General features: G+C 72.8%; 12 protein-coding genes. 3 read left to right on the top strand and 9 right to left on the bottom strand.

Annotated features, from left to right (window positions below; all coding sequences use genetic code 11):
• Positions 1–13: 13 nt before the first annotated feature.
• Complete coding sequence (locus SERN_RS08920; protein WP_135849852.1) at positions 14–1,489, bottom strand: phytoene desaturase family protein; 1,476 nt, start codon at positions 1,487–1,489, stop codon at positions 14–16.
• Between the two features lie 104 nt (positions 1,490–1,593).
• On the opposite strand from SERN_RS08920, the gene SERN_RS15320 reads away from it, so the two are divergent.
• Positions 1,594–2,934, top strand: a complete 1,341-nt coding sequence (locus tag SERN_RS15320) for a glycoside hydrolase family 15 (protein ID WP_158292619.1) — start codon at positions 1,594–1,596, stop codon at positions 2,932–2,934.
• Here SERN_RS15320 and SERN_RS08910 read toward each other — a convergent pair.
• The 6 genes from SERN_RS08910 to SERN_RS08885 form a co-directional block, all read right to left on the bottom strand.
• On the bottom strand, positions 2,912–3,937 hold the full coding sequence (locus SERN_RS08910) for a class C sortase (protein ID WP_233251565.1): 1,026 nt from the start codon (positions 3,935–3,937) through the stop codon (positions 2,912–2,914). The genes SERN_RS15320 and SERN_RS08910 overlap by 23 nt on opposite strands.
• Before the next feature lie 9 nt (positions 3,938–3,946).
• Complete coding sequence (locus SERN_RS08905; RefSeq protein WP_135849719.1) at positions 3,947–5,464, bottom strand: SpaH/EbpB family LPXTG-anchored major pilin; 1,518 nt, start codon at positions 5,462–5,464, stop codon at positions 3,947–3,949.
• A 98-nt stretch (positions 5,465–5,562) separates the two neighbouring features.
• The gene (locus SERN_RS08900; protein WP_135849718.1) at positions 5,563–9,906 is read right to left on the bottom strand and encodes a DUF7933 domain-containing protein; all 4,344 of its coding nucleotides are present in this window, start codon (positions 9,904–9,906) and stop codon (positions 5,563–5,565) included.
• Between the two features lie 193 nt (positions 9,907–10,099).
• The gene (gene mqo, locus SERN_RS08895; protein ID WP_135849717.1) at positions 10,100–11,563 is read right to left on the bottom strand and encodes a malate dehydrogenase (quinone); all 1,464 of its coding nucleotides are present in this window, start codon (positions 11,561–11,563) and stop codon (positions 10,100–10,102) included.
• A 102-nt stretch (positions 11,564–11,665) separates the two neighbouring features.
• Positions 11,666–12,271, bottom strand: a complete 606-nt coding sequence (locus SERN_RS08890; RefSeq protein WP_135849716.1) for a LytR C-terminal domain-containing protein — start codon at positions 12,269–12,271, stop codon at positions 11,666–11,668.
• 26 nt (positions 12,272–12,297) lie between these two features.
• Positions 12,298–12,597 carry a DUF3263 domain-containing protein gene (locus tag SERN_RS08885; RefSeq protein ID WP_135849715.1) on the bottom strand — a complete coding sequence of 100 codons (300 nt, stop codon included), beginning with the start codon at positions 12,595–12,597 and terminating at the stop codon, positions 12,298–12,300.
• 125 nt (positions 12,598–12,722) lie between these two features.
• Between SERN_RS08885 and SERN_RS08880 the strand changes: the two genes are divergently transcribed.
• Together SERN_RS08880 and SERN_RS08875 are read left to right on the top strand one after the other, a co-directional pair.
• Entirely contained in the window at positions 12,723–13,403 is a 681-nt protein-coding gene (locus tag SERN_RS08880) for a uracil-DNA glycosylase (protein WP_135849714.1), read from the top strand.
• A gap of 201 nt (positions 13,404–13,604) precedes the next feature.
• Complete coding sequence (locus SERN_RS08875; RefSeq protein ID WP_199241553.1) at positions 13,605–14,465, top strand: SGNH/GDSL hydrolase family protein; 861 nt, start codon at positions 13,605–13,607, stop codon at positions 14,463–14,465.
• A 117-nt stretch (positions 14,466–14,582) separates the two neighbouring features.
• Here the strand turns inward: SERN_RS08875 and SERN_RS08870 are convergent, their stop codons facing one another.
• Together SERN_RS08870 and SERN_RS08865 are read right to left on the bottom strand one after the other, a co-directional pair.
• Positions 14,583–18,812 (bottom strand): LamG-like jellyroll fold domain-containing protein, encoded by a 4,230-nt coding sequence (locus tag SERN_RS08870; protein WP_199241552.1) that lies wholly within the window; start codon positions 18,810–18,812, stop codon positions 14,583–14,585.
• Between the two features lie 275 nt (positions 18,813–19,087).
• Complete coding sequence (locus SERN_RS08865) at positions 19,088–21,103, bottom strand: TIM-barrel domain-containing protein (protein WP_135849712.1); 2,016 nt, start codon at positions 21,101–21,103, stop codon at positions 19,088–19,090.
• Positions 21,104–21,120: the final 17 nt, after the last annotated feature.

Here is a 21,120-nt window from a genome sequence, read left to right as displayed (position 1 = left end):
GCCCCGCCGCCCGTCAGGGCGCGAGCGAGGGCGCCGGCAGACCGAACCGTGAGCGCAGCAGACGCCTGGCGGCGAACCACCCTGACATCCCGTGCACGCCCGGTCCGGGCGGCGTGGAGGCCGAGGCGATCGCGACGCCGGGGATCCCGACGTCGTAGGGGTTCCAGCTCAGGCGGGGCCGCGCGACCATCCGGTACATCGAGATGGCACCGGCGGCGATGTCGCCGCCGACGTAGTTGGAGTTGTGGCCCGACATCTGGCTCGCCGGCACGGCGCGCGAGGACACGACGACGTCGCGGAAGCCCGGCGCGAACCGCTCGATCTGCGCGGTGATGGCCTCGGTCGGGTCGACGTCGGACCCCGAGGGCACGTGCGCGTACGTCCACAGCGGTCGCAGCCCGCGCACGACGCGGCTCGGGTCAGCCACGCTCGGGTCGCTGAGCAGCACCATCGGACGCTCCGCGTGCCGGCCGTGGGAGATCTCGTGCTCGGCCTCGACCATCTGCTCGCGCGACCCTCCGACGTGCACGGTCCCGGCGCGCTCGACGCCGTCGGCGGCCCACGGCACGGGCTCGCTGATGACGAAGTCGACCTTGGCCGCGCCGTCGCCGTAGCGGAAGTCCTCGAGCCCGCTACGGGCGCGCGTGGGCAGCCGGTCGCCCCAGATCTGAGCGACGGCGCGCGCCGAGGTGTCCATGACGTAGGCGCGGGCGCGCGGCAGCTGCCCGTAGTGCTCGATCGGCGATGCAGTCCGGATGTCGCCGCCGTGCGCGCGCAGGTCCGCCACCAGCGCGTCGGTGATCGCCTGCGTCCCGCCGGTCGGCACGGGCCAGCCGCCCGCGTGCGCGAGCGAGCCGAGCAGCAGCGCCGTCCCGGCGGGCGCGAGGCCCGGCAGGGGCGCGATGCCGTGCGCGGCGACACCGGTCAGGAGCGCCGGGGCGACCTCGCCGGAGAACCGGCCGTTCCACGCCCGCGTGCCCTGCTCCAGCAGCCCGAGGGCGAACCCGAGGGTCGCGCGCACACCCGACGGCGTCAGCAGCTCGCGCGGCACCGATCGCTTGTCGCCCATCGCGAGGGCGACGACGGCGTCGGGGTCGCGGACCAGCGGCGCCATCAGCGAGCGCCAGGCCGGCCCGTCGTCGCCCAGGCCCTCGGCCGTGAGCTCGAGGTCGTGCCACGCGAGGCCGGCGCGGCCGCCGTCGAGCGGCTGGGCGTAGGAGACCTCGGGCACGCGCAGCTCGACGCCGCGGGCGGCGAGGTCCATCGCGCGCAGGAAGGGGCTCGCGAGCGCCATCGGGTGCACCGCGGAGCAGATGTCGTGCACGAGTCCCTCGGCCAGCCCGAGGTCCTGCGTGCGGGCGCCGCCGCCGATGGTCGACTGCCCCTCGTAGACGCGGACGGACAGGCCTGCCCTGGCCATGGTGACGGCGGCCGCCAGCCCGTTCGGACCGGTACCGACCACGACGACGTCGACCACATCACGGCTCATCCCTCCACAGTAGGGGCGGGCGCCGACACCGACCGTGAGTCGTTGGTCCCGGTCCTCGCCCGCCCCTGCCCGACCGATCCCGCGTCCTCTGGCACCATGGCCCGATGCGTCACGGCGGTCGGATCCCCGCGGTGCTCGGGATCGTCGCGCTCGCACTGACGGCCGGCGCGAGCATCGCCCCGTCGCTGCGCCCGCCGGTGGCCCTCGCGAGCGAGGGTCTGGTCCACTCCTGGGTGCTGGACGAGGACTCCGGCAGCGCCGTCGGGTTCGCCGTCGCCGTGCCGACCGGCACCTCGCCCGACCTCCTGCCCGGGTCCCACGTGCTCGACCCCGGTGCCGACGCGGCTCCGGCCGAGCGTCGCGCCGCGCTCGAGGCCGCGGAGCGCCAGCGCGCGTGGGTCGCGGCCGGCACCGTCCCGGGCGCCGACGGCCCGCACGCCCCGCTCGCGCGGACCGCCCTGCTCGACCTCCACACCGCCACGCACTCCCCCGACGGCGAGGTGCAGGCCCCGCAGGCCGCCCCCACCGGGGCCTGGCGGTACATCTGGCCGCGCGACGCCGCGTTCGCCGCGGTCGCGCTGGCCCGGACGGGTCACGCCGACGACGCCGTCGCCGTCCTGTCCTTCTTCGACGGCGTGGAGGTGACCCCGCAGGGCTACCACGCGCGCTACCGCCCCGACGGCAGCGTCGCCGGGGACGGGCGCGCACCCCAGCTCGACGGCGCCGGCTGGCTGCTGTGGGCGACGGCGGAGGTCACGGCCGCGGCCCCGCCGACGGAGGTCGAGGACGTACGACGGCGGCTCGCGGACGTGACCGCCGTCGCCGGAGATCTCCTGATGACGGCGACCAGCGCGCCGGACCGGCTGCCCCCGCCGTCCAGCGACTACTGGGAGCTGCCCGAGACGCGCCTCACGCTCGGGACGGCGATGCCGGTGCTGACCGGGCTCGACGCGCTGGCGACCCTGCACGAGGGTGCAGGCCGGGCGGCCGAGGGCGCCGCTGCCCGGACGCGCCTCGGCGAGGTGCGCGACGCCGTCGTGCACGTGTTCGGCCCGACCTGGCCGCGCGAGGCCGGCGGCCGCCACCAGGACGCGGCGCTCGCGATGGCGCTCCCGCCGTTCCAGGACGCGGCGCTGCCCGGGGCCGAGGCCGCCTGGCGGTTGAGCGCGCGCGGGATGGCACGGCCCGCGGGTGGGCTCGCGCCCGGGCAGGAGTGGGGCGAGTCCGACTACTCCTGGACGCCGCAGACGGCGCTGTACGCGCTCGCGGCAGCCTCGCTCGGCGACGACGCGCAGGCCCACGACCGGCTGGACTGGCTCGCGTCGCACACCACGCTCACGGGTTCGATACCGGAGAAGGTCGGGCCCGACGGCGGCAGCGCGCAGGTGGCGCCGCTGATCTGGTCGACGTCGCTGGTGCTGCTCACGCTGGCGGAGCTGGACTGAGCGTCGCGTCCGTCGCCGGGGCGGGGACGGGAACGCGGTCGCGCCGCGGCCGCCCGGCGATCCGGACGTAGCCGCCCGCGAGGGTCAGCACCCCGCCCCCCATCACGGCCCACCACGGGAACCCAGGACCGGCACCACCCTCGCCCGCGGCGTCGAGGTCGGCCAGCGGCGTCGGGATGACGCGCTCCCCCGTGACCAGGATGCGGTGGGTGTTGATGCCGAGCGGCGTGCAGGTCACGAGCGTCATGAGGTCCTGGCCCGGCTGGATGAGCAGGCTCTCGGTGTCCTCGGGCTCGACCACGAGCGTCTCGATCACGCGGTAGGTGAGGACCTCACCGAAGACCTCGACCGAGAAGGTGTCGCCCACCACCACCCGGTCGAGCTTCGAGAACAGCTCGGAGGTCGCCAGACCGCGGTGGCCCGTGACGACGGCGTGCGTCGAGGCCCCGCCGACGGGCAGCGCCGTGCCCTCGAGGTGGCCGATGCCGCGCTCGAGGGTCGCCTCGCTCGTGCCGTGGTAGATCGGCAGGTCGGCGTCGATCGACGGGATCCGGATGCGGGCCATCAGGCCCTCGGCGTCGCCGCGCAGCATCGAGAGGTAGTCGTTCCCGCCGTCGACGTCCGGATCCTGGGCGATGGGCAGCCGCTCGTTCGCGGCGACGTCGACCCCGCCCCCGCTGAGGCCGGCGTTGTACTCGCGGGCCTGCGCCAGCCGCTCGCGCAGCGTCTCGGCGCCGAGGTCGCTGACGTCCTGCGTCAGCCGGTCGATCTCCCTGGCCTGCTCAACGGCGCTGAACCAGGCCGCCGTCGTGGGGTAGAGCAGGAGCGCCGCGCCCGCCGTGACGAGCAGCGCGACGATCGTCGGGACGACCGGCAGCCGCCACCGCGGGCGCTGCCCGCGCCGTCGCCGATCGCGCCGTGCGCCGTGGCGCGGCTGCCCTGTCGTCTCCGTGGGAACGCGCGAGGGCGGGGCGCCCGTGCGGCGCCCCGCCCTCGCTGTCACGGCCCTACGCTACGCGGCGGCGGGCGCGACGGTGGAGGCCTTCGCCCGCACCGAGCGGCGACGCGACGCGACGATGCCGACGCCGAGACCGGTCGTCAGGAGCGCCACACCGGCGAGCGTGAACCACAGACCGCCGTCGCTACCCGTGAGCGGGAGCGCGAAGGCCGGGACCTGGTCGTGCTCGAACTCGACGTAGTTCTGGACGGGAGCCGTGGTCGAGCTCGGACCGGCGACGACCTGCGTCTGGATCTGGCTCGGCGTCGGCAGCTGGAACCCGGCGGGCGGGGTGACCTCACGCACGTAGTAGTTGCCCGGCGTGATGATCGGGATGGCGACGAAGCCGGTCGCACCGGTCGTCCAGCTCGAGACGCCGTTGATGACGATCGGGTTCTGGCCCAGGGTCGCGTCGTTCTGGTTGAGGAAGACCTGGTACTCGGCGCCCGCGAGCGGGGTGCGCACGCCGTTCTCGCCCTGGAAGGCGAAGACCGTGAGCTGACCGATCGGCGTGCTGCCGGTGACCGACTGGGTCGCGTCGTTCACGGCACCCGTCGCCGTGTTCGTGATGATGCCGTTGGCGGGGATGCTCACGGCGCGGGTCAGCACGGAGAAGGTGACGTCACCGTCCTGGAAGCCCGTCAGGCGGGTGAGGCCGGCGGGGGTGAAGTCCAGGGTGGCGGCACGCGTCGTCGCGTCGTAGGTGATGGTGTAGTCCGTGCCGGCGACGAACGGCGTGAAGGCACCCGCGGCGTTCTCCACCGTGACACCGGTCGGCGCGACCCCGGTGGGACCGGTCGCGAGGTACTCGAGCTCGACCGGCAGCGTGTCGGTGAGCGTGAAGTTCTCCAGCGCCTCGCCGGCGGCCAGGATCGGCACGTCGAGCTCGATCTCCCAGCGGACGAGGTCGGGGTTGCGGGCCTCCACCGAGTTGGCCGGAGCCGGGACGCGCGTCTTCGTCAGCGCGGTGACGGCGTTCTTGGGGTAGACGTGCACGTCGTAGATCCACTGGTTCGACGGCGCACCGCCCGGGCCCGTCGGGAAGGGCAGCGTGACGAGGAACGGCGCGGCCGGGTTGGTCGCCTCCGCGGGGAGCACGGTCTCCGTCACGAGGTAGAGACCGATCGGCATGGTGTCGCCGCCGTTGAACGTCGCGACGCCGTTGGCGCCGGTCGTGGCGGTGTAGGTGTCGGCGACGGTGACGCGAGAGGCCGCGGCGGCCGGCGTGAGGGCGGAGACCTGGGTCCAGCCGGCAGGGGTGGTGAGGTCGACGCCCTGCACGAGAGCGGCGGTGAACGTCGCGCCGGACAGCGGCACTCCGGACACGGGAACCTCCGCGCCGGTGCCGATCTGCTGACCGTTGCCCGGGCCGAGGGCGAACTTGTGGATCGTCAGCGTGCGGTCGATCGTCGAGTCGATGTTGCCGGGCAGGGTGACGGCCTGCGCCGGTGCCACGGCGGCGAAGGCCGCCGTCGCGGACAGGGCCAGCAGGCCGGCGGCGGCGGTCAGCCGCCGGAGGAGGCTACGGGACATGGGGTTCTCCTGGGAGTGGGAAGGGTGCCGTCGAGACGATGGCGAGGGGGTGGAAGGGCTGGGAGCAGGGACGTGGTGGTGGCCGAGCGCGTGACGCATCACCGGAAGGCGCCTCGCCTTCGCCGACGTCCGTGCCACACCGACAGGAGGAGTGCCACGATCAGCACCGCTCCCCCCGCGATGGAGAACGTGTCGGCACCCGTGCCGCCGGTGAGCGGCAGAGTGGTGGGACCCACGGGGGCGTTGACGAAGCGGTAGACCGCCGTCTGCCCGGCCGCGGGGGCCGTGATCGTCCGGGACGTCACCGTGGTCCACGTGGACCCGACGAGTCGCTCGAGACGAAGCTCCTGGTAGGCGAGGGGTCGCCTGGGATCGGTGGCTGCCTGGGTCAGCGTGTACCCGTGACCCGGCCGCACCTCGAAGGTGCTGCCCGGGTTCCCGGTCGCGACGTACTCGGCACCCAGCCGGGTCTCGGTCGGCAGGACCCCGCCCGCGAGCGCCCCGGGGGTCGCCGTGACCCGCCAGTCGGGCGCCTGGAACCCCGCGCGCGGGTCCTGGACCTGGTTCAGCAGCGTGATCGTCGCCGTCGCGTTCGTCACCGTGCACGTGACCGGTGAGCCCGACGTCGGCACGACGTCGCCCGCTGCCGAGACCTCGAGCGTGGCGCCCGCGGCCGTGCGGCAGACCCACCCTCCGGTCTGGACGTAGGTGAGGGTGCCGCCCGACTCCGCCAGGCGGTAGGGGACGCCGGGGGTGACGGGCACGTTCGACGTCCCCGCCGCACCCGAGCGACCCGCCGGACCGGGCAGCGCCGCGGCGGGGCCGGTCGCGCTCAGGGTCCAGTCGGTCGTCAGCGCCGAGCCGAAGGACACGGACTTCACCAGGGTCAGGGAGGCCGTGGGCGCGTTGACGAACGTGCACTCGATCGCCGTCGCCGCCGCGATGCCGGTGATGCTGGCGCTGATCAGCGTCCCGACCTGCGTGAACGTCACCGCACGGGGTGCGCCGTTGACGGTGCACGACCCGCTGACGAACGCGAAGCCCTCCTGCTGCACCTCGGAGACGACGATCGTCGCGCGCGACGCCGTCGAGCCGAACAGGACGCTCCAGCTCGCCTGCCCCGCGGCGTCGGTCGGCTGGCGGGGCGCCTCGCTCGGCAGGGCCGTGGCCGTGCCGGTGGTCGCCGTCGCCGTCGTCCCCACGCTGAAGCCGACGCCGGGGCGCTCGAGGCCGGAGAACTCGCGGACCGTCTTGGTGATGCGGACGGTGGAGGCCGGACGCGGCGAGTTGAAGAAGGTGCACGTGACGTTGGCGCTCAGCCGATTCGGCATCACGACGCTACCGCTGGCACCCGTGCCCGTGCTGAGCCGCACCCCGTCCGACCAGCACTCGACCAGGCTCGTGTAGGCGCCGATGGCCGACGTCGACCCCGCCGCCATCGCCTCCGTGACCGTGACCGTGGTGCCGGTGGGCGCGGGGAGCGGACCGATCTGGGCGGCCTGGCGGCCGGTCGCGGCACCGGTCGTGGTCGCCGTCGCGAACGCCGTGGGCGGCGTGCCGGTGGACGCGGTGAGCGTGAACTGGTCGGTCGTCGCGAGACGGCCGACGACGTTCTTCTGCACCGTGATCGTCGACGGCGAGGAGCACCCGCCCAGGTCGACCGAGTCGACGGGCACGCGCGGGGTGCCCGGCACGCGGGTCCACGTCGTGGCGTCGAACTCGTACGCGCTGCCCGCGTTGGCGAGGTAGACCGTGCCGCGGGGCGAGAACGCGATGCCGTTGAGGTTGGCGAAGGCGGCGTCGGTGCCGAGCAGGGCGCGCGTCGAGGACGAGCCGACGGTGAGCGTGCCGCCCGACGCCGACGCGAGCGTCGCGGCGGTGACCGTGTAGATCGTGGCGCTGCTCGCGCCGTTGACCGTTGCGGCGCCGACGACGTAGAGGTTGCCCTGGGCGTCGAAGGCCATGTCGCCGTTGCCGTTCGGCGTCGCCCCGGTGGGGAAGGAGCCCACGAAGGCGAACCGGGTCGCGACCGGGTTGCTCTCGGTGAAGCTCCACAGGTAGTACTGCGAGTTGACGAACGTGCCGAACAGGAAGCGCCCGCTGACCGTGTCGACCGCGCCGGCGACGATGCTGCCGGTGATCACCGTGCCGCCGGCGCTCAGCGTGTACGCGGAGTCCGGGATCTTCTGGAAGCCGCCCGTCGTGGACCACTTGAGGATCGACACCACGCCGTTGGCGGCGGTGGTCCGGTCGAGCGCGTACGCCACCGACCCCCCGGCGCCGACACCGAGCGCGTTCGCCGAGGTGACGCTCGGCCAGGTGCCGACGGTGGCGGCCGTCCCCGTGACGATGTCGCCCTGCTGCAGCGCACCGGCGGGCGTCACGGAGTAGAAGTGGTTGGCGTCGCAGAACAGCCGCGCGGTCTGGACCGTGTTCGTGAAGGTGCACACGACCTCGGCGCCCTGCTCGTCCGGCACCGTCAGCGAGCCCGAGCCGCCCGAGCCCGACGCGATGACCGTCCCGGCCCGCGTGCACTCGTAGGAGGGCGCGTAGCCGAGTCCGGCGCCGGCGGTCTGCGCCTCGTGGATCGTGTAGACGTCGCCGGGCTGCACGACGGCGCGGGTGATCTCCGCGGCCTGCAGGCCGGTGGCGGTGCCCGACGTCGTGGCCGAGGCGAGCACCGTGGTTCCCGAGCGCAGCGACAGCGTGAACTGGTCGCCGGCCGCGGAACGCGTCGGCAGGTTCTTGCGCACCGTGATCGTCGTGGCGGGGACGACGACGAGGGTGTCGTCGGAGGCCACCACCAGACCCGAGGGGGTCACCGCCCCGCTGCTGACGGTGCCGGCGGCGGCCGCCACGACCGCGACCGTGATCGTGCAGGACGTCGCACCCGCGGCCAGGTCTCCCCCGGCCACCGCGACCGTGGACGCACCCGCTGCGGCGGTGACCGCGTAGGCCGTGCCCGCGACGTTCGTGCACGTCCCGGCGACGCCGGGCGTCGGCGCGACGGTCAGACCCGTGGGGAGGGCCGCGGAGAACGCCCAGTCCGTCTTGGCGAGCAGGTCGCTCGTGTTCGTGACCGTGTAGGTCAGGGTGGTCGGCACGGTCGCCGTCGCCTCGCCCGACGTGAAGGCCACGTCCAGGGCGGGCGTGACGTCGAGCAGCCGCAGGTCGTCGACGCCGAACGCGCTGCCGGCCCCCGTCACGGTGTTCACGAGCTGCACGCGGGCGGCGGCGACCTGCGCCGGCGTGAGGGCCGTCGCCGTCGTGCCGTTGAAGGTCGCGGCGCGGGCCGACGGCGACCAGCCCGGGTCGAGGAGCCCGCCCGAGGCGGACAGCGTCGGGGCGGTGTAGAAGACGTTCCCGGTGCTGGCGCACGGCACGACGGGGGCCGCGAACCCGGTCAGCAGGGTCGTGGTGCCCTGGACGAGGGTGAGCTGGAGGGAGGCGTTGTTCGTGCCGCACACCGCGCCGGCGGCGTTCATCCGCACCTGGTAGAACCGGCGGTCCGGGGCGGTCACGCCCAGGGTGTTGACGGACTGGAGCACCGTGGTGCCCCCGGTGACCGCGCCGTAGGGGTAGGAGACGAGCGCATGGTTGGTCCGCGTGCCGCTGGCGGTCGACCCGTTGGCCGGAGAGTTCGCGGCGGTCCCGCCGACCACCCCGGCGGCCACCTGGCCGAGCACGTCGGCCAGGCGACGCACCTCGCGCGCCGAGGTCGTCGTCGGCGTGAGGACCGTGCCCTGCGAGGGGCAGAACGCGGCGTTGGGGTAGGTGGCGAGGTAGTTGACCAGCACGCCGGTGCAGCCGGTCCCGTTCACCCAGCCGGTCGATGCCGTGTACCGGCCGCTCGCGTAGGTCGGGAGTCCGGTCGCGACGTTGGCCAGCCCCTGCTCGAAGGTCTCGATCCACACCTGACGGGGGGCCTCGGGAACACCGGCGGCGAGGAGGCTCACGTCGGCACGAGCCATGGACCCGAGGGCGGCGTCGGGGCCGTCGCCGTCAGACTCGGGGGCCTCGGGCGCCGCCTCTGGCGTCCCGGGCTGCTCCGGTGCCTGGTCGACGGCGGCGGCGTCGGGGGCACGCGGCTCCGGCGTCTCGGCGGTCGGTACGGAGACGGGCGCCGGCTCGTCGGGGGCACGCGGCTCCGGCGTCTCGGCGGTCGGTACGGAGACGGGCGCCGGCTCGTCGGACGCCGAGGGCTGCGCGGACGGAGCCTCCGGCGCCACGGAGGCGTCGGTCGACCCCTCGGGCGACGGCGTCACATCCGCCGTCGAGGTGGCGTCCGGGACCGGGGCGGCGCTCGCGGCGAGCGTCGGGGCGGTCGCCCCTGACCACAGACCGACCACGAGGGTGACGGCCACGGCGACGGCGCGGACGCCGGACCGGACGCTCCGCCGAGCGACGAGTCGCTGGCGGCGGTGCGGGCGTGGCGGCGTCACGAAGGCGCGTCTCCTGGGTGGCGTGGACTTGACTCGTCCAGAGCCGACCAGGGCCGCGGACTAGCGAAATCTTAACCATAAGAAAACACTCTGCACCAGTGGCGGATTAACGAATCGAGCCGTTGCCGAGGTGGCGTGCGTCACTGCCCCGCAGCGGGTGCCGCGAGGCCGTGACCGACGTTCGGGAGGGAGCCTAGACCGGCCCGGAGGGCTTGGCGTCGTGCGGGTCGGCGTCGGCCCGCGCCAGGCTCGGCATGATCTCGCGCAGGCGCGCGACCCAGTCGGGGTGCGCGTCGCCGAAGCAGCGCTCGACGACCTGCGCCATCGCGTACGCGGCCGTCGAGGCGCCGGGGGACGCACCGAGCAGCCCGGCCACGGATCCGTCGGCCGACGTGATGACCTCGGTGCCGAACTGCAGCGAACCGGTGCGCTTCGGGTCCGGCTTGATCATCTGCACGCGCTGACCGGCGGTGATCATCGTCCACTCGCCGCGCTCGGCGCGGGGGAAGAACTTCTGCAGCGCGCGCAGCTTGGCCGACGGCGTCGCCGCCAGCTCGGTGACGAGGTACTTCACCAGGTCGAGGTTGTCGCGCCCGACGGCGAGCAGCGGCAGGACGTTGCCCGGACGGATCGTCTTGAGCGCGTCGAGCGGCGAGCCGAAGCGCAGGAACTTGAAGCTGAACCCGGCGAACGGCCCGAACATCAGGGCGGTGCGGCCGTCCACGACGCGCGTGTCGAGGTGCGGCACGGACATCGGGGGCGCTCCGCCGTCGGCCTTGCCGTAGACCTTGGCCTGGTGGCGCGCGACCAGCTCCGGATCGAACGTCCGCAGGAACTGACCGGAGATCGGGAAGCCCGCGAAGCCTCGGACCTCCGGGATGCCGGTCGACTGCAGCAGGCGCAGGGCACCGCCGCCGGCGCCGACGAACACGAACCGCGCGCGGGCCGTGCTGCGCTCCCCCAGCGGGTTCCACCGGTTGTCGCGGACCTTGAGGTTCCAGCCCTTGCCGCTGCGCCGGACCGAGGAGACCTCGACGCTCGTGTGCACCACGACGCCGCGCTTCTTCGCGGCCTCGAACATGCTGCGCGTGAGCGAGCCGAAGTCGACGTCGGTCCCGGCGTCGGAGCGCGTGGCGGCCACGGGCTCGGCGTCGTCGCGACCGTCCATGAGGAGCGGGGCCCAGTCGGCGATGACCGAGCGGTCCTCCGTGAACAGCATGTCCGCGAAGTTGGGGTGGGCCGACAGCGCGGCGTGCCGACGGCGCAGGTAGTCGACGTTCGCCTCACCGATGACGAGGTTCATGTGCGGCACCGGCGAGAGGAACGGGGTGCCGGCGGGCAGCGACCCCTGGTCGGCGAGGAAGTCCCACAGCTCGCGCGAGGCCTTGAACTGCTCGTTGATCGCGATGGCCTTGGTGATGTCGATGCTGCCGTCGGACCGCTCCGGCGTGTAGTTCAGCTCGCACAGGGCGGCGTGGCCGGTGCCGGCGTTGCGCCAGGGGTCGGAGCTCTCCTGAGCCGTCTCGCCGAGTCGCTCGTAGACGTGGATCGTCGCGTCCGGGTCGAGCTCGGACAGCAGGAGGGCGAGCGTGGCGCTCATGATCCCGCCGCCGATGAGGGCGTAGTCGACCGGAGCGTCGTTGCGCGGAGCAGGCATGGGACAACCGTAATCGCCCTGAGGACCACCCGAGCCACACCGTCCAGGACAGCGCCGCCCGACGGCGTCGGGCCGCCTGCCGAGGAGCCCGGCGGGCGCCCGCTACTCCTCGAAGTCGGGGCGCAGCACCACGGTGATCGCGGGCACGTCGGCCAGCTCGACGATCGGACCGATGCCGAGGAGCTCGCCCAGGGCCTGCGCCTCGTCGAGGAGGTCGGCGTTGTTGTAGAAGATCGTGGAGTCCTGCGGCTGCGGCGAGGTGTAGTTGCCTGGCACCACGGTCGTCCAGCCGTCGGCCGACACCGTGTCACCCACGCGACCGGCGAGCCCGGAGACACCGGCGCCGTTGAGCACGCGGACCTCGACGGCCTGGTCGATCGGCGGCGCCTCGGGCTCGACCGGCGTGGTCTCCTCCGGGGCGGGGGTCGACTCCCCCTCGGTCGGGGCGGTGGACTCCTCGCCCTCCGGCGGCGCCTCGGTCTCGGCGGGCTGCTCGCTCGAGGTGGCGGCCGGCTCGGGGTCGGTGTCGCCGCCCGTGCCCAGCTGCACCAGCCCGTAGGCGATCAGCGGGGCGAGGACGACGACGGCGATCAACGGCCCCCAGACGCGCCACCAGGGGCGTGGCGCGCGGTGCACCGCCGCCGGGGTCCGGTCGTTGCCGAGGACGTCGAACTCGTCCTCGGGGTAGTCGTAGTCGTCCTGAGCCACGGTGCGAGACTAACCGGCGGGGGCGCTCAGAGCGCGCCGTCGGCGAACCGGCGCGCCTGGCGCACCTGCTGCCTGGCGGACCGCATGCGACGCAGACGCTTGACCAGCATCGGGTCGGCGGCGAGGGCGAGGGGCGAGTCGATCAGCACGTTGAGCGTCTGGTAGTAGCGCGTGGCGGTCATCCCGAAGAGCTCGGTGATCGCGGACTCCTTGGCGCCGCCGTGGCGCCACCAGCCCCGCTCGAACTCCAGGATGGCGGCCTCGCGCTCGGTCAGGGCCGGGGCGTCGTGGGCGACGACGGCGTCGTGCGCGACGGCTGCTGCCATGGGAAGACTCCTCGACCTGCTGGGGACTGTCTCCACCACTGTAGACCGGGAAGTACACGGGTGTCATTCGGCCCGGCCACGAGCTCGACCGGGCTCCGCGGCCCGGATCCTGCGAGGATCGACGGATGCCGACCCGACCGCTGAGCGACCTCGTGGCACCCGACTGGGCGGAGGCGCTGGCGCCCGTCGAGCCCACCGTGCACCGGCTCGGCGACTTCCTGCGGGAGGAGGTCGCGCAGGGCCGCTCCTACCTCCCCGCCGGCGCGCAGGTGCTGCGCGCCTTCGAACGCCCGATGGCCGACGTCCGCGTGCTGATCGTCGGACAGGACCCCTACCCGACCCCGGGCCACGCCGTCGGGCTGTCGTTCTCGGTCGCCCCCGACGTCCGACCGGTGCCGCGCTCGCTCGCGAACATCTACACCGAGCTCGAGTCCGACCTCGGACTCCCCCGACCCTCGCACGGCGACCTGACGGCGTGGGCCGACCACGGCGTCCTGCTGCTCAACCGCGTGCTCACAGTGGGACCGGGAGCGGCGGGTTCGCACCGCCGTCGGGGCTGGGAGGACGTGACCCAGGCGGCGATCGAGGCCCTGGTGGCGCGGGGCGGACCGCTCGTCGCGGTGCTGTGGGGGCGTGACGCGCAGTCGCTGACGCCGATGCTCGGCGACACCCCCGTCGTCGCGAGCGCCCACCCCTCTCCGCTCTCGGCGCGGAACGGCTTCTTCGGCTCGCGCCCGTTCAGCCGGGTCAACACGCTCCTGTCGGAGCAGGGCGCCGACCCGATCGACTGGCGCCTCCCCGCCTGATCAGCGAGGTCCTTTGGGGCGTTCCCGAGGTGTTTTCGGGCATCGGCGAGGTGGTTTCGGGCGTTTCCGAGGTGCTTCTCGGGCGCCCGAGCCGACGGAAAGTACCTCGCGAACGCCCCAAAGTGCCTCGCGGACGCCCGAAAAGGCCTCGCGAACGCCCAGAAGTACCTCGCGGAGCGGGGCGGTGCCACCATGAGAGGCATGACGGCTGCTGCACCCTGGTCCTCCTACGTCGCCCTCGGCGACTCCTTCTCCGAGGGGTTGTGGGACGTCCTCGACGACGACGCCCTCCCCAGCCCCGACCTCTCGGCCTGGGCCGCGGCGAACCCGCACGCCCCCGAGTCGCGCCTGCTCCGGCTGCGCGGCTGGGCCGACCTGCTGGCCGGCCACCTGGCCGACCGTCGCCCCGAGGGCGAGGGCCTGCGGTACGCGAACCTGGCCGTGCGCGGGAAGCTGCTGCCCGCCGTCGTGACCGAGCAGGTGCCGCTGGCGCTGGAGATGAAGCCGGACCTCGTCTCGATCGTCGCCGGCGGCAACGACATCCTGCGGCCGGCCGTCGACATCGACGCGATCGCCGGCAGGCTCGAGGCGGCCGTGGTCGAGCTGCGCGGCGCGGGCAGCGACGTGCTGCTCGCGACCGGCGTCGACTCCCGCGGCGCCGTGCTCATCTCCTCGACCCGGGCACGCGTGGGGATCTTCAACTCCCTCGTCTGGTCCATCGCGCGGCGTCACGGCGCGCACGTCGTCGACGTCTGGGGCATGCGCTCCCTCGGGGACTGGCGCATGTGGAGCGCCGACCGCATCCACCTGCTCGCCGACGGCCACGAACGCGTCGCGCAGGCCGCGCTCGTCGGTCTCGGGCTCGAGCCCGACGACGCCGCCTGGGACGATCCGCTCGCTCCCCTGGACCCGGCCCCCGCACGCGAGCGCCTGGCCGCGGACTCGGCCTGGTTCCGCGAGCACGCCTACCCCTGGGCGACCCGCCGCCTGCGCGGACGCTCCTCCGGCGACCTGCGGGTGCCGAAGCAGCCCGGCTACCTCACCGTGGAACGGCGCGGCTGAGTCGCCGGCACCCGACCCGGACGACGACCGGGCTGCGCAGACCGACCGACGGCCCCCACGCTCGTGAGCGTGGGGGCCGTCGGCGACTCCGGACGTGGCCCGTCGAGCTCCTCGGGGTCAGCCGAGGTTGTGGTGGAACCGGTAGAGGAACGCCGCCATCGCGTCCCGGTTGACCGGGCTGAGGGGACGGTAGATCCGCGTCCCGTCGTTGCCCGTCCAGCCCGTGGTGATCTCCTGCTCGTACATCCAGGAGATCTCCGCGTAGAACTGTGTCGCCGGAGTCACGTCGTCGAACGGCGACACCGCCGGCAGCTCCACCGCGGGGGAACCCGCGGCGCGGTGCAGGAACGCCGCCATCGCGTCACGCGCGATCGGCTCCAGCGGACGGAACTGGGCGGTCCCGTCGGCCTGGACCCAGCCGGTGGAGATCTTCTCCTCCGCCAGCCACGCGATCTCCTTGTAGAACTGGTTGCTCACGTCCACGTCCGAGAACGGCGAGGTGGTGGGCGCCGTGAAGTCCGGCGACCCCGCCTCGCGGTACAGGAAGGCCGCCATCGCATCACGCGCGATCGGCGTCACCGGACGGAACTCGAACGACCCGTCCGGCAGCTCCCACCCCGTCGAGATCCCCGCCGAGGCAAGCCACGCGATCTCCTCGAAGAACAGCGACCCCTCCGGCACGTCCACGAACGGAACCTCGGGCTGGGGCTCCTCCCCCGCCGGACCCGTGAACGGCGTGACGCGGACCGAGTCCATGTTCGGGGCCCACTGCGAGCGCAGCAGGATCCCGGGCCACGTCTGCGAGGCGTAGGTGACGCCGTCGAAGTTCGTCTTCTCGCGCGAGGCGAAGGCGAGCTCGTTGGTCCCGGCGTCGAGCTCGGCCAGGAACGTGAGCTCCCAGAAGTTGTTCTCGTGGAAGGAGTGCGGGAAGAGGACCCGCTGCTCCTCGCCGCCGTTGACGGTCACGTAGGCGTAGCGGCCCAGCGGGTCGGGGTTGTAGTGCGTGGCCGGGGACTGCTCCTCGTTGGAGTAGCGGACCGTGACCGCGTAGGTCCCGGCCTCCTCGACCTCGACGGCGTCGAACGTCAGCGTGCTGTCGTTGTCCGGCGCCCCACCGACCCTCGTGACGACCTCGCCGCCCTCGGCGAGCGAGAGCGGGGTGACCTGGGCGGTCCCGGCCAGCACGGCGTCCTCGGCCTGGTAGGTCGTGGAGGCGAGCAGGTCGGCGTCGGGCACGACGCGGAGCCGGTCGATCACGCTCTCGCCGGCGGCGCCGGTGACCTCGACCTTGTTGATGCCACCGCTGAGGAACGCGACGGTCTCGTCCTGCGAGCCCACGGCCTGGCCGTTGACGGCCACGTCGACCGCCCCGCCGCTGCGGTCCAGCAGCAGGGTGGCCGCCTCGTCGCGGGCGGAGTGGACCCAGAACGTCACGGACTCGCCGACGCCGACCGTCGCCCCGCCCGAACCGGACAGTCCGGCGACGTCGTAGGTCGCGCTCGACCCGTCCAGGAGGGCGTTTTCGGCCTCGTAGGACGCGGTGAAGTCCGGGTTCGCCAGCGACAGGTCGATCTTGTCGATCAGCGCGTCGCCCTTCGTGGCGCCGTCACCGGACGCGCTCCGCGCGGACAGCGTGATCGTGTGGGCGCCCGCGGTCAGGTCGACCGCGGTGCGGGCCTGGTCCCAGACCACCCACTTGTAGCCCAGGGGAAGGAAGATCTCCTGCTCCTGCCCGCCGTCGACCGTGAGGAAGACGTTCGTCGGACCCTGCTCCGCGACGCTCTCGAAGGTGTTGAGCGAGCTGGCGAAGACGCTCAGGTCGTAGGTGCCGTCCTGCGGCACGTCGACCTCGAAGTCGAGCGCGAGGCTGGACCCGGTGCGCAGACCGCCGACGTTGTAGCCGCCGGAGGTGTAGAACTTGCCGACGTCCTGCGGCGACCCCTCCGGCCCGTTCACGAAGCGCGGCGAACCGCTGAAGCCGGCGGACTCCGCCTCGTAGGACCCCTCGAACAGGGTGGGGGCGACCGACGTCGCCGACGAGTTCTCACCGGGGGTGAGGATCACGAGGTAGGCCGACTCGGCGTCGAGCGTCGGCAGGTCGGCCGACCCGAAGCCGAGCTGGACGGCGCCGTCGACCACCGGGACGTCGAGCTCCGCGACGACGGGCGGGTTGGCCGAGTCGCCGATCTGACCGCTCCAGGAGATCTCCTGGACGACGGCGTGCGCCGTCCCGCCGAAGAGGTCGGCCGGTACGTTCTGGAAGTCCACGAGCGTGTTGCCGCCGGCGCCGCCGAACAGCGCGCGGACCTGGGACTTGGCGTCGTCGCGGGTGGCCACGCCCTGGAGCGTGTAGGAGACGTCCGGCTGCGGCGGGGTGACCTGCACGGTGTCGCCGGTCATCTGCGCGTAGGCGTTCAGCAGCCACCACTGGCCGTTCGCGCGGTTGGCCTGGACGGCGGAGTCGCTCAGGTTGCCGTCGATGTTCCAGTAGGCGATGTCCCCGTACACCTTGGAGTCCTCCAGCGCCGAGATCCACTGGACCATCTGACCGGGCACCGAGGTGTGGTAGTTGAACGCGTACTCGGTGATGTTGATCGGCAGCTCCGTGCCCTCGTAGGGCGTGCCGACGAAGATCTCGCGCTCCCACCCGCGGTAGCGGTCCACGCTCGAACGGATCGTGGCCGGGTTGCTGAGCTCGTGCCACGCCGTCACGTCGGGCACGGTGCCCGCCTCGACGGCGTGCTCGAAGAAGCCGTGGACCTGGTCGTACAGGATGCTCGTGTTGGGTCCGCCGATCCGGGCGTCAGGCATCTTGCCCTTGATCAGCTCGTACGCCCTGTCCCAGGCGGCGAAGAAGTCGGTCGGGTCGTTCAACCAGTTCACGCGGTTGTACGACCACTCGCCGTCGCCGAACATGTTGCCCTCGGGCTCGTTGTACGGCATGAAGACGACGTTGTCCTGGTACTCCTCCGGCAGCGCGAGCACCTGGTCCACCTGGACGGCGAGCTTGTCCATGTAGATGTCCAGCTTCTCCTGCGGGCTGTCCCCCGGCCACTGGTACGGGAAGCCGCGGTGGATGTCCGTCATGTAGATGTACACGTCGCCGTCGGAGGAGTCCGCGAGGCCCTTGACGATCTCGAGGGCGTCCGCGCCGGGGTGCTGCGGCCCGTCCTGCGCCTTGGTCGCGACCGTCTTGAGGTTGATCGCGTCGATGAGGTTGTTGGAGGGCAGACCCTCGTCGTAGAGGCCGTAGAGCGTTCCCGAGGCGCCACCGTGGAACGGGCCGGTGGACTCGCCGACGTCGATGGTCAGCGCTCCCGCCGTGCGCACGGTCACGGTCGCGGTGAGCACGGTGTCGAGCCCCTCCACGGAGCCCTCGACCGTGAACGTCCCGGCGTTCTGGTAGCGGGCCGGGTCGACCGGCTGCCACGTGATCGGTACCGGACGGGTCAGGCCGTCGGAGAAGGTGCCCGTGGCCGTCGCAGGCAGCGCGGGGGCGACCCCGGTGGTCGTGGCCACCTGGAACGAGGACGGAGCGACGGACTCGAGGTCGGCAACCTCTCCCCCGAAGACCTCCACGACCTGGTCGGCCGTCAGCGCCGCGTCGTAGACCCGGACGTCGTCGATCGCGCCGTCGAAGAACGGGTGCGACCAGAACGAGCGGCCGAGGAAGCCAGAGGTGCGCCCCGTCGGGTCGTTCAGGATGCTCGCGACGTCGGCCGTCGCCGCCTGCTGGTTCACCAGCACGCCGTTGACGTAGAAGCTCAGCACGTCGCCGTCGATGACGGTGACCGCGTTCACCCACGTGTCCGTGGGGAGCTTGGCGGAGCTCGCCGCGCCGACCTCGGCCCCACCGTTGACCGGCTTGATCGACGATCGCGCCGTGGCCTGGCCCTGGAACGACGGCGTGAGGAACGTGGCGCTGCTCGCGTCCTTCCCGAGGCCGTAGACCCACTGGAAGTCCGGCCCGCCGTCCCACTCGACCCACGTCGAGATGGTGACCTCGGACAGGTCGGTGAACAGGCCGCCGGGGATCTCGACGTACGGGGCTGCCGCGTCGGCCGCACCGCCCGTCAGTCCGAGGGCCGCGGTTCCGGGCTCGCGGCCCTCGCGGTCCTCGAGCGCCGAGGCGTTGACGATGCGCCCGTCGAGGTTGCTGGGCGAGAGGTCCTGGATCGTGTCGCCCGAGATCTGGTCGGCCTCGAACTCGTAGTGCAGGACAGGGCCGGGGACGTCGGCCGCGGCCGCGACGGGGATGAGCAGCGGTGCGACGAGCGCGCTCGCCGCCACCACCGCGAGTGGACCCCGGCGCACGTGGCGCGCGGGGCTCTGCTGGGGTGCTGGCATCAGGGACTACCTGCTTTCTCGTCATTGAGATCTCGACCCGAGGCTCCTCGGGTCGCCCGGCGGTGAACCGGTTCACCATCTACGGTAGGACGCTCACGTCGATCTGACAAGGGGGCGACGGCGGCCTGCGATCCCCGGGTTCTCGCACCCTGCGGATGGGAGCGCGCCCACCCGCAGCGCCACCTCGACGGCACGACGACGCCCCGACCGAGGTGGCCGGGGCGTCGCCACCCGAAGGCGGATCGGGCAGCGGATCGTTCAGCGAGGACGAGGGCTCACGCGTGCAGCCGCACCGCGGCGCCCTCGCGCACGAAGACGGGCACGACCTCGAGCGGGGCGTCCACCCGCACCTCGACGCCGCCCTCGTGCCGCGCACCACTCGCGGCGTCGATCCAGCCGGTACCGGCCGGCAGGTACACCGACCGCTCCCGCACCCCGGCGTGCATCACGGGCGCCACGAGCAGATCGGGCCCGTACATGTACTGGTCGGCGAGGTCCCAGCAGCGCTCGTCACCGGGGAACTCGTAGAACATCGCCCGCATCACAGGGGTCCCCTCGAGGTGAGCCCGTTCCATGAGGTCCCGGGTGTACGGCCGCAGCCGCTCGCGCAGGTGGACCAGGTCGGCCAGCACCGCATACGTCTCCTCGCCGAAGCTCCAGAGCTCGTTGGGCCCGCCCGAGCGGAGCCGGCGCGAACCGTCGGCCGCCGTGACGTCCGAGTACGGGCGGCGGTCGCCGTGCAACCGCATCACCGGGCAGAAGACGCCGAACTGGAACCACCGCACGAGCAGCTCCCGGAAGGCCGGGTCACGGGCGTCGCCGTCGTGGAAGCCCCCGATGTCGGTGGTGAACCACGGGATCCCGGCGATGCCCATGTGCAGACCCGCGACCACCTGACGCCGGAGGTCCGTGAACGTCGAGTGGATGTCCCCCGACCAGACCAGCGCGCCGTAGCGCTGCGACCCCGCCCACGCGCACCGCAGCAGGTTCACGGGGTCGGCGATGCCGTCGGCGACCTGCCCGTCGTACACCGCTCGGGCGAACAGCTGCGGGTAGAGGTTGCCGATCTGCACGTTGGAGCCGAGGTGGTAGCGGTAGTTGTCGAAGTCGTACTCGCCGTACTCCGGCTCCGCCTCGTCCAGCCAGAACAGCGTGATGCCGTGGTCGACGTAGTTCCGCTTGAGGAGCGTCCACAGGTGCTCGCGCGCGGCCGGGTTGGTCACGTCGTAGAACGCGCTCGGCCCCTCGAAGGACATGTGCACGTCCATGCCGCGCTCGGCCTTCACCAGGAAGTTGCGACGGCGGAGCTCGGCGTAGTTCTCCGACGCCACCGCGATCTGCGGCCAGACCGAGACCATGAGCTCGATGCCGAGCTCACCGAGCTCCGTCACCATCGCCTTGGGGTCGGGCCAGAACTCCTCCTCGAACCGGAAGTCGCCCATCTGCGGCCAGTGGAAGAAGTCGGCCACGATCACGTCCATCGGCAGCCCGCGCCGCTTGTGCTCGCGCGCCACGGCGAGCAGCTCCTCCTGCGAGGAGTACCGCAGCTTGCACTGCCAGAAGCCGAGGCCGTGCTCGGGCATCATCGGCGCACGGCCGGTGGCCTCGGTGTAGTGGCGCGTGATCTCGGTCGGGGTGTCCCCCACCGTGACCCAGTAGTCGAGCTGCCTGGTCGACTCCGCCGTCCACTCCGTGCGGTTCGTGGCGAACGTGGCCCGCCCGATGGCGGGGTCGTGCCACAGGAAGCCGTACCCGAGGCTGGAGTGGACGAAGGGCACCGACGCCTGGGAGTTGCGGTGCGCCAGCTCGAACGTCGACCCCTTGATGTCGAGGATCTCCTGCTGGTACTGCCCCATGCCGTAGAGCTTCTCCCCCGGTGACGCCTCGAACGACACCCGCAGCGCGTGGTCACCGCCGACGATCGGGCGGAACGCGCGCGCCTTCAGCTTGAGCGATCCGCCGACACCCAGCTCGCGCAGCACCACCTCGCCCGCCCCGTCGAGGAACTCGATCGCGCACGTTGAGCGGTCGTGCTGTGTCTGCTCGTCGTAGAAGGCGCGGGACGTCAGGCGCGCCGTGAGGCGGCCGTTGGTGATGGTGGCCACCGCCCCCGTCACCTCGACGGCGGCGCTCTGGTCCGCGAGCGCCAGCAGGGCGTAGTCGGTGTCGATCACCTCGCCCATGAGCACGCTCCGCACGCGCAGGCTGTCCGTGCCCCACGCCTGCACGACGATCGTCTCGCCGTCGCCGCGCCAGGTCAGTCGGTCGTCGTCGACCTCGAAGTCCCTCATCGTTGCCTCTCGTGGTG

The organism is Serinibacter arcticus (assembly GCF_004786095.1).
GTDB classification, from domain to species: domain Bacteria; phylum Actinomycetota; class Actinomycetes; order Actinomycetales; family Beutenbergiaceae; genus Litorihabitans; species Litorihabitans arcticus.
This window is presented reverse-complemented; position numbering and strand designations above follow the sequence as displayed.

What these genes read in the sequence shown, in the direction of transcription:
- SERN_RS08920 (WP_135849852.1), bottom strand. Translation starts at nt 1,489, where the DNA reads ATGAGCCGTGATGTGGTCGACGTCGTCGTGGTCGGTACCGGTCCGAAC.
- SERN_RS15320 (WP_158292619.1), top strand. Translation starts at nt 1,594, where the DNA reads ATGCGTCACGGCGGTCGGATCCCCGCGGTGCTCGGGATCGTCGCGCTC.
- SERN_RS08905 (WP_135849719.1), bottom strand. Translation starts at nt 5,464, where the DNA reads ATGTCCCGTAGCCTCCTCCGGCGGCTGACCGCCGCCGCCGGCCTGCTG.
- mqo (WP_135849717.1), bottom strand. Translation starts at nt 11,563, where the DNA reads ATGCCTGCTCCGCGCAACGACGCTCCGGTCGACTACGCCCTCATCGGC.
- SERN_RS08885 (WP_135849715.1), bottom strand. Translation starts at nt 12,597, where the DNA reads ATGGCAGCAGCCGTCGCGCACGACGCCGTCGTCGCCCACGACGCCCCG.
- SERN_RS08880 (WP_135849714.1), top strand. Translation starts at nt 12,723, where the DNA reads ATGCCGACCCGACCGCTGAGCGACCTCGTGGCACCCGACTGGGCGGAG.
- SERN_RS08875 (WP_199241553.1), top strand. Translation starts at nt 13,605, where the DNA reads ATGACGGCTGCTGCACCCTGGTCCTCCTACGTCGCCCTCGGCGACTCC.
- SERN_RS08870 (WP_199241552.1), bottom strand. Translation starts at nt 18,812, where the DNA reads ATGCCAGCACCCCAGCAGAGCCCCGCGCGCCACGTGCGCCGGGGTCCA.
- SERN_RS08865 (WP_135849712.1), bottom strand. Translation starts at nt 21,103, where the DNA reads ATGAGGGACTTCGAGGTCGACGACGACCGACTGACCTGGCGCGGCGAC.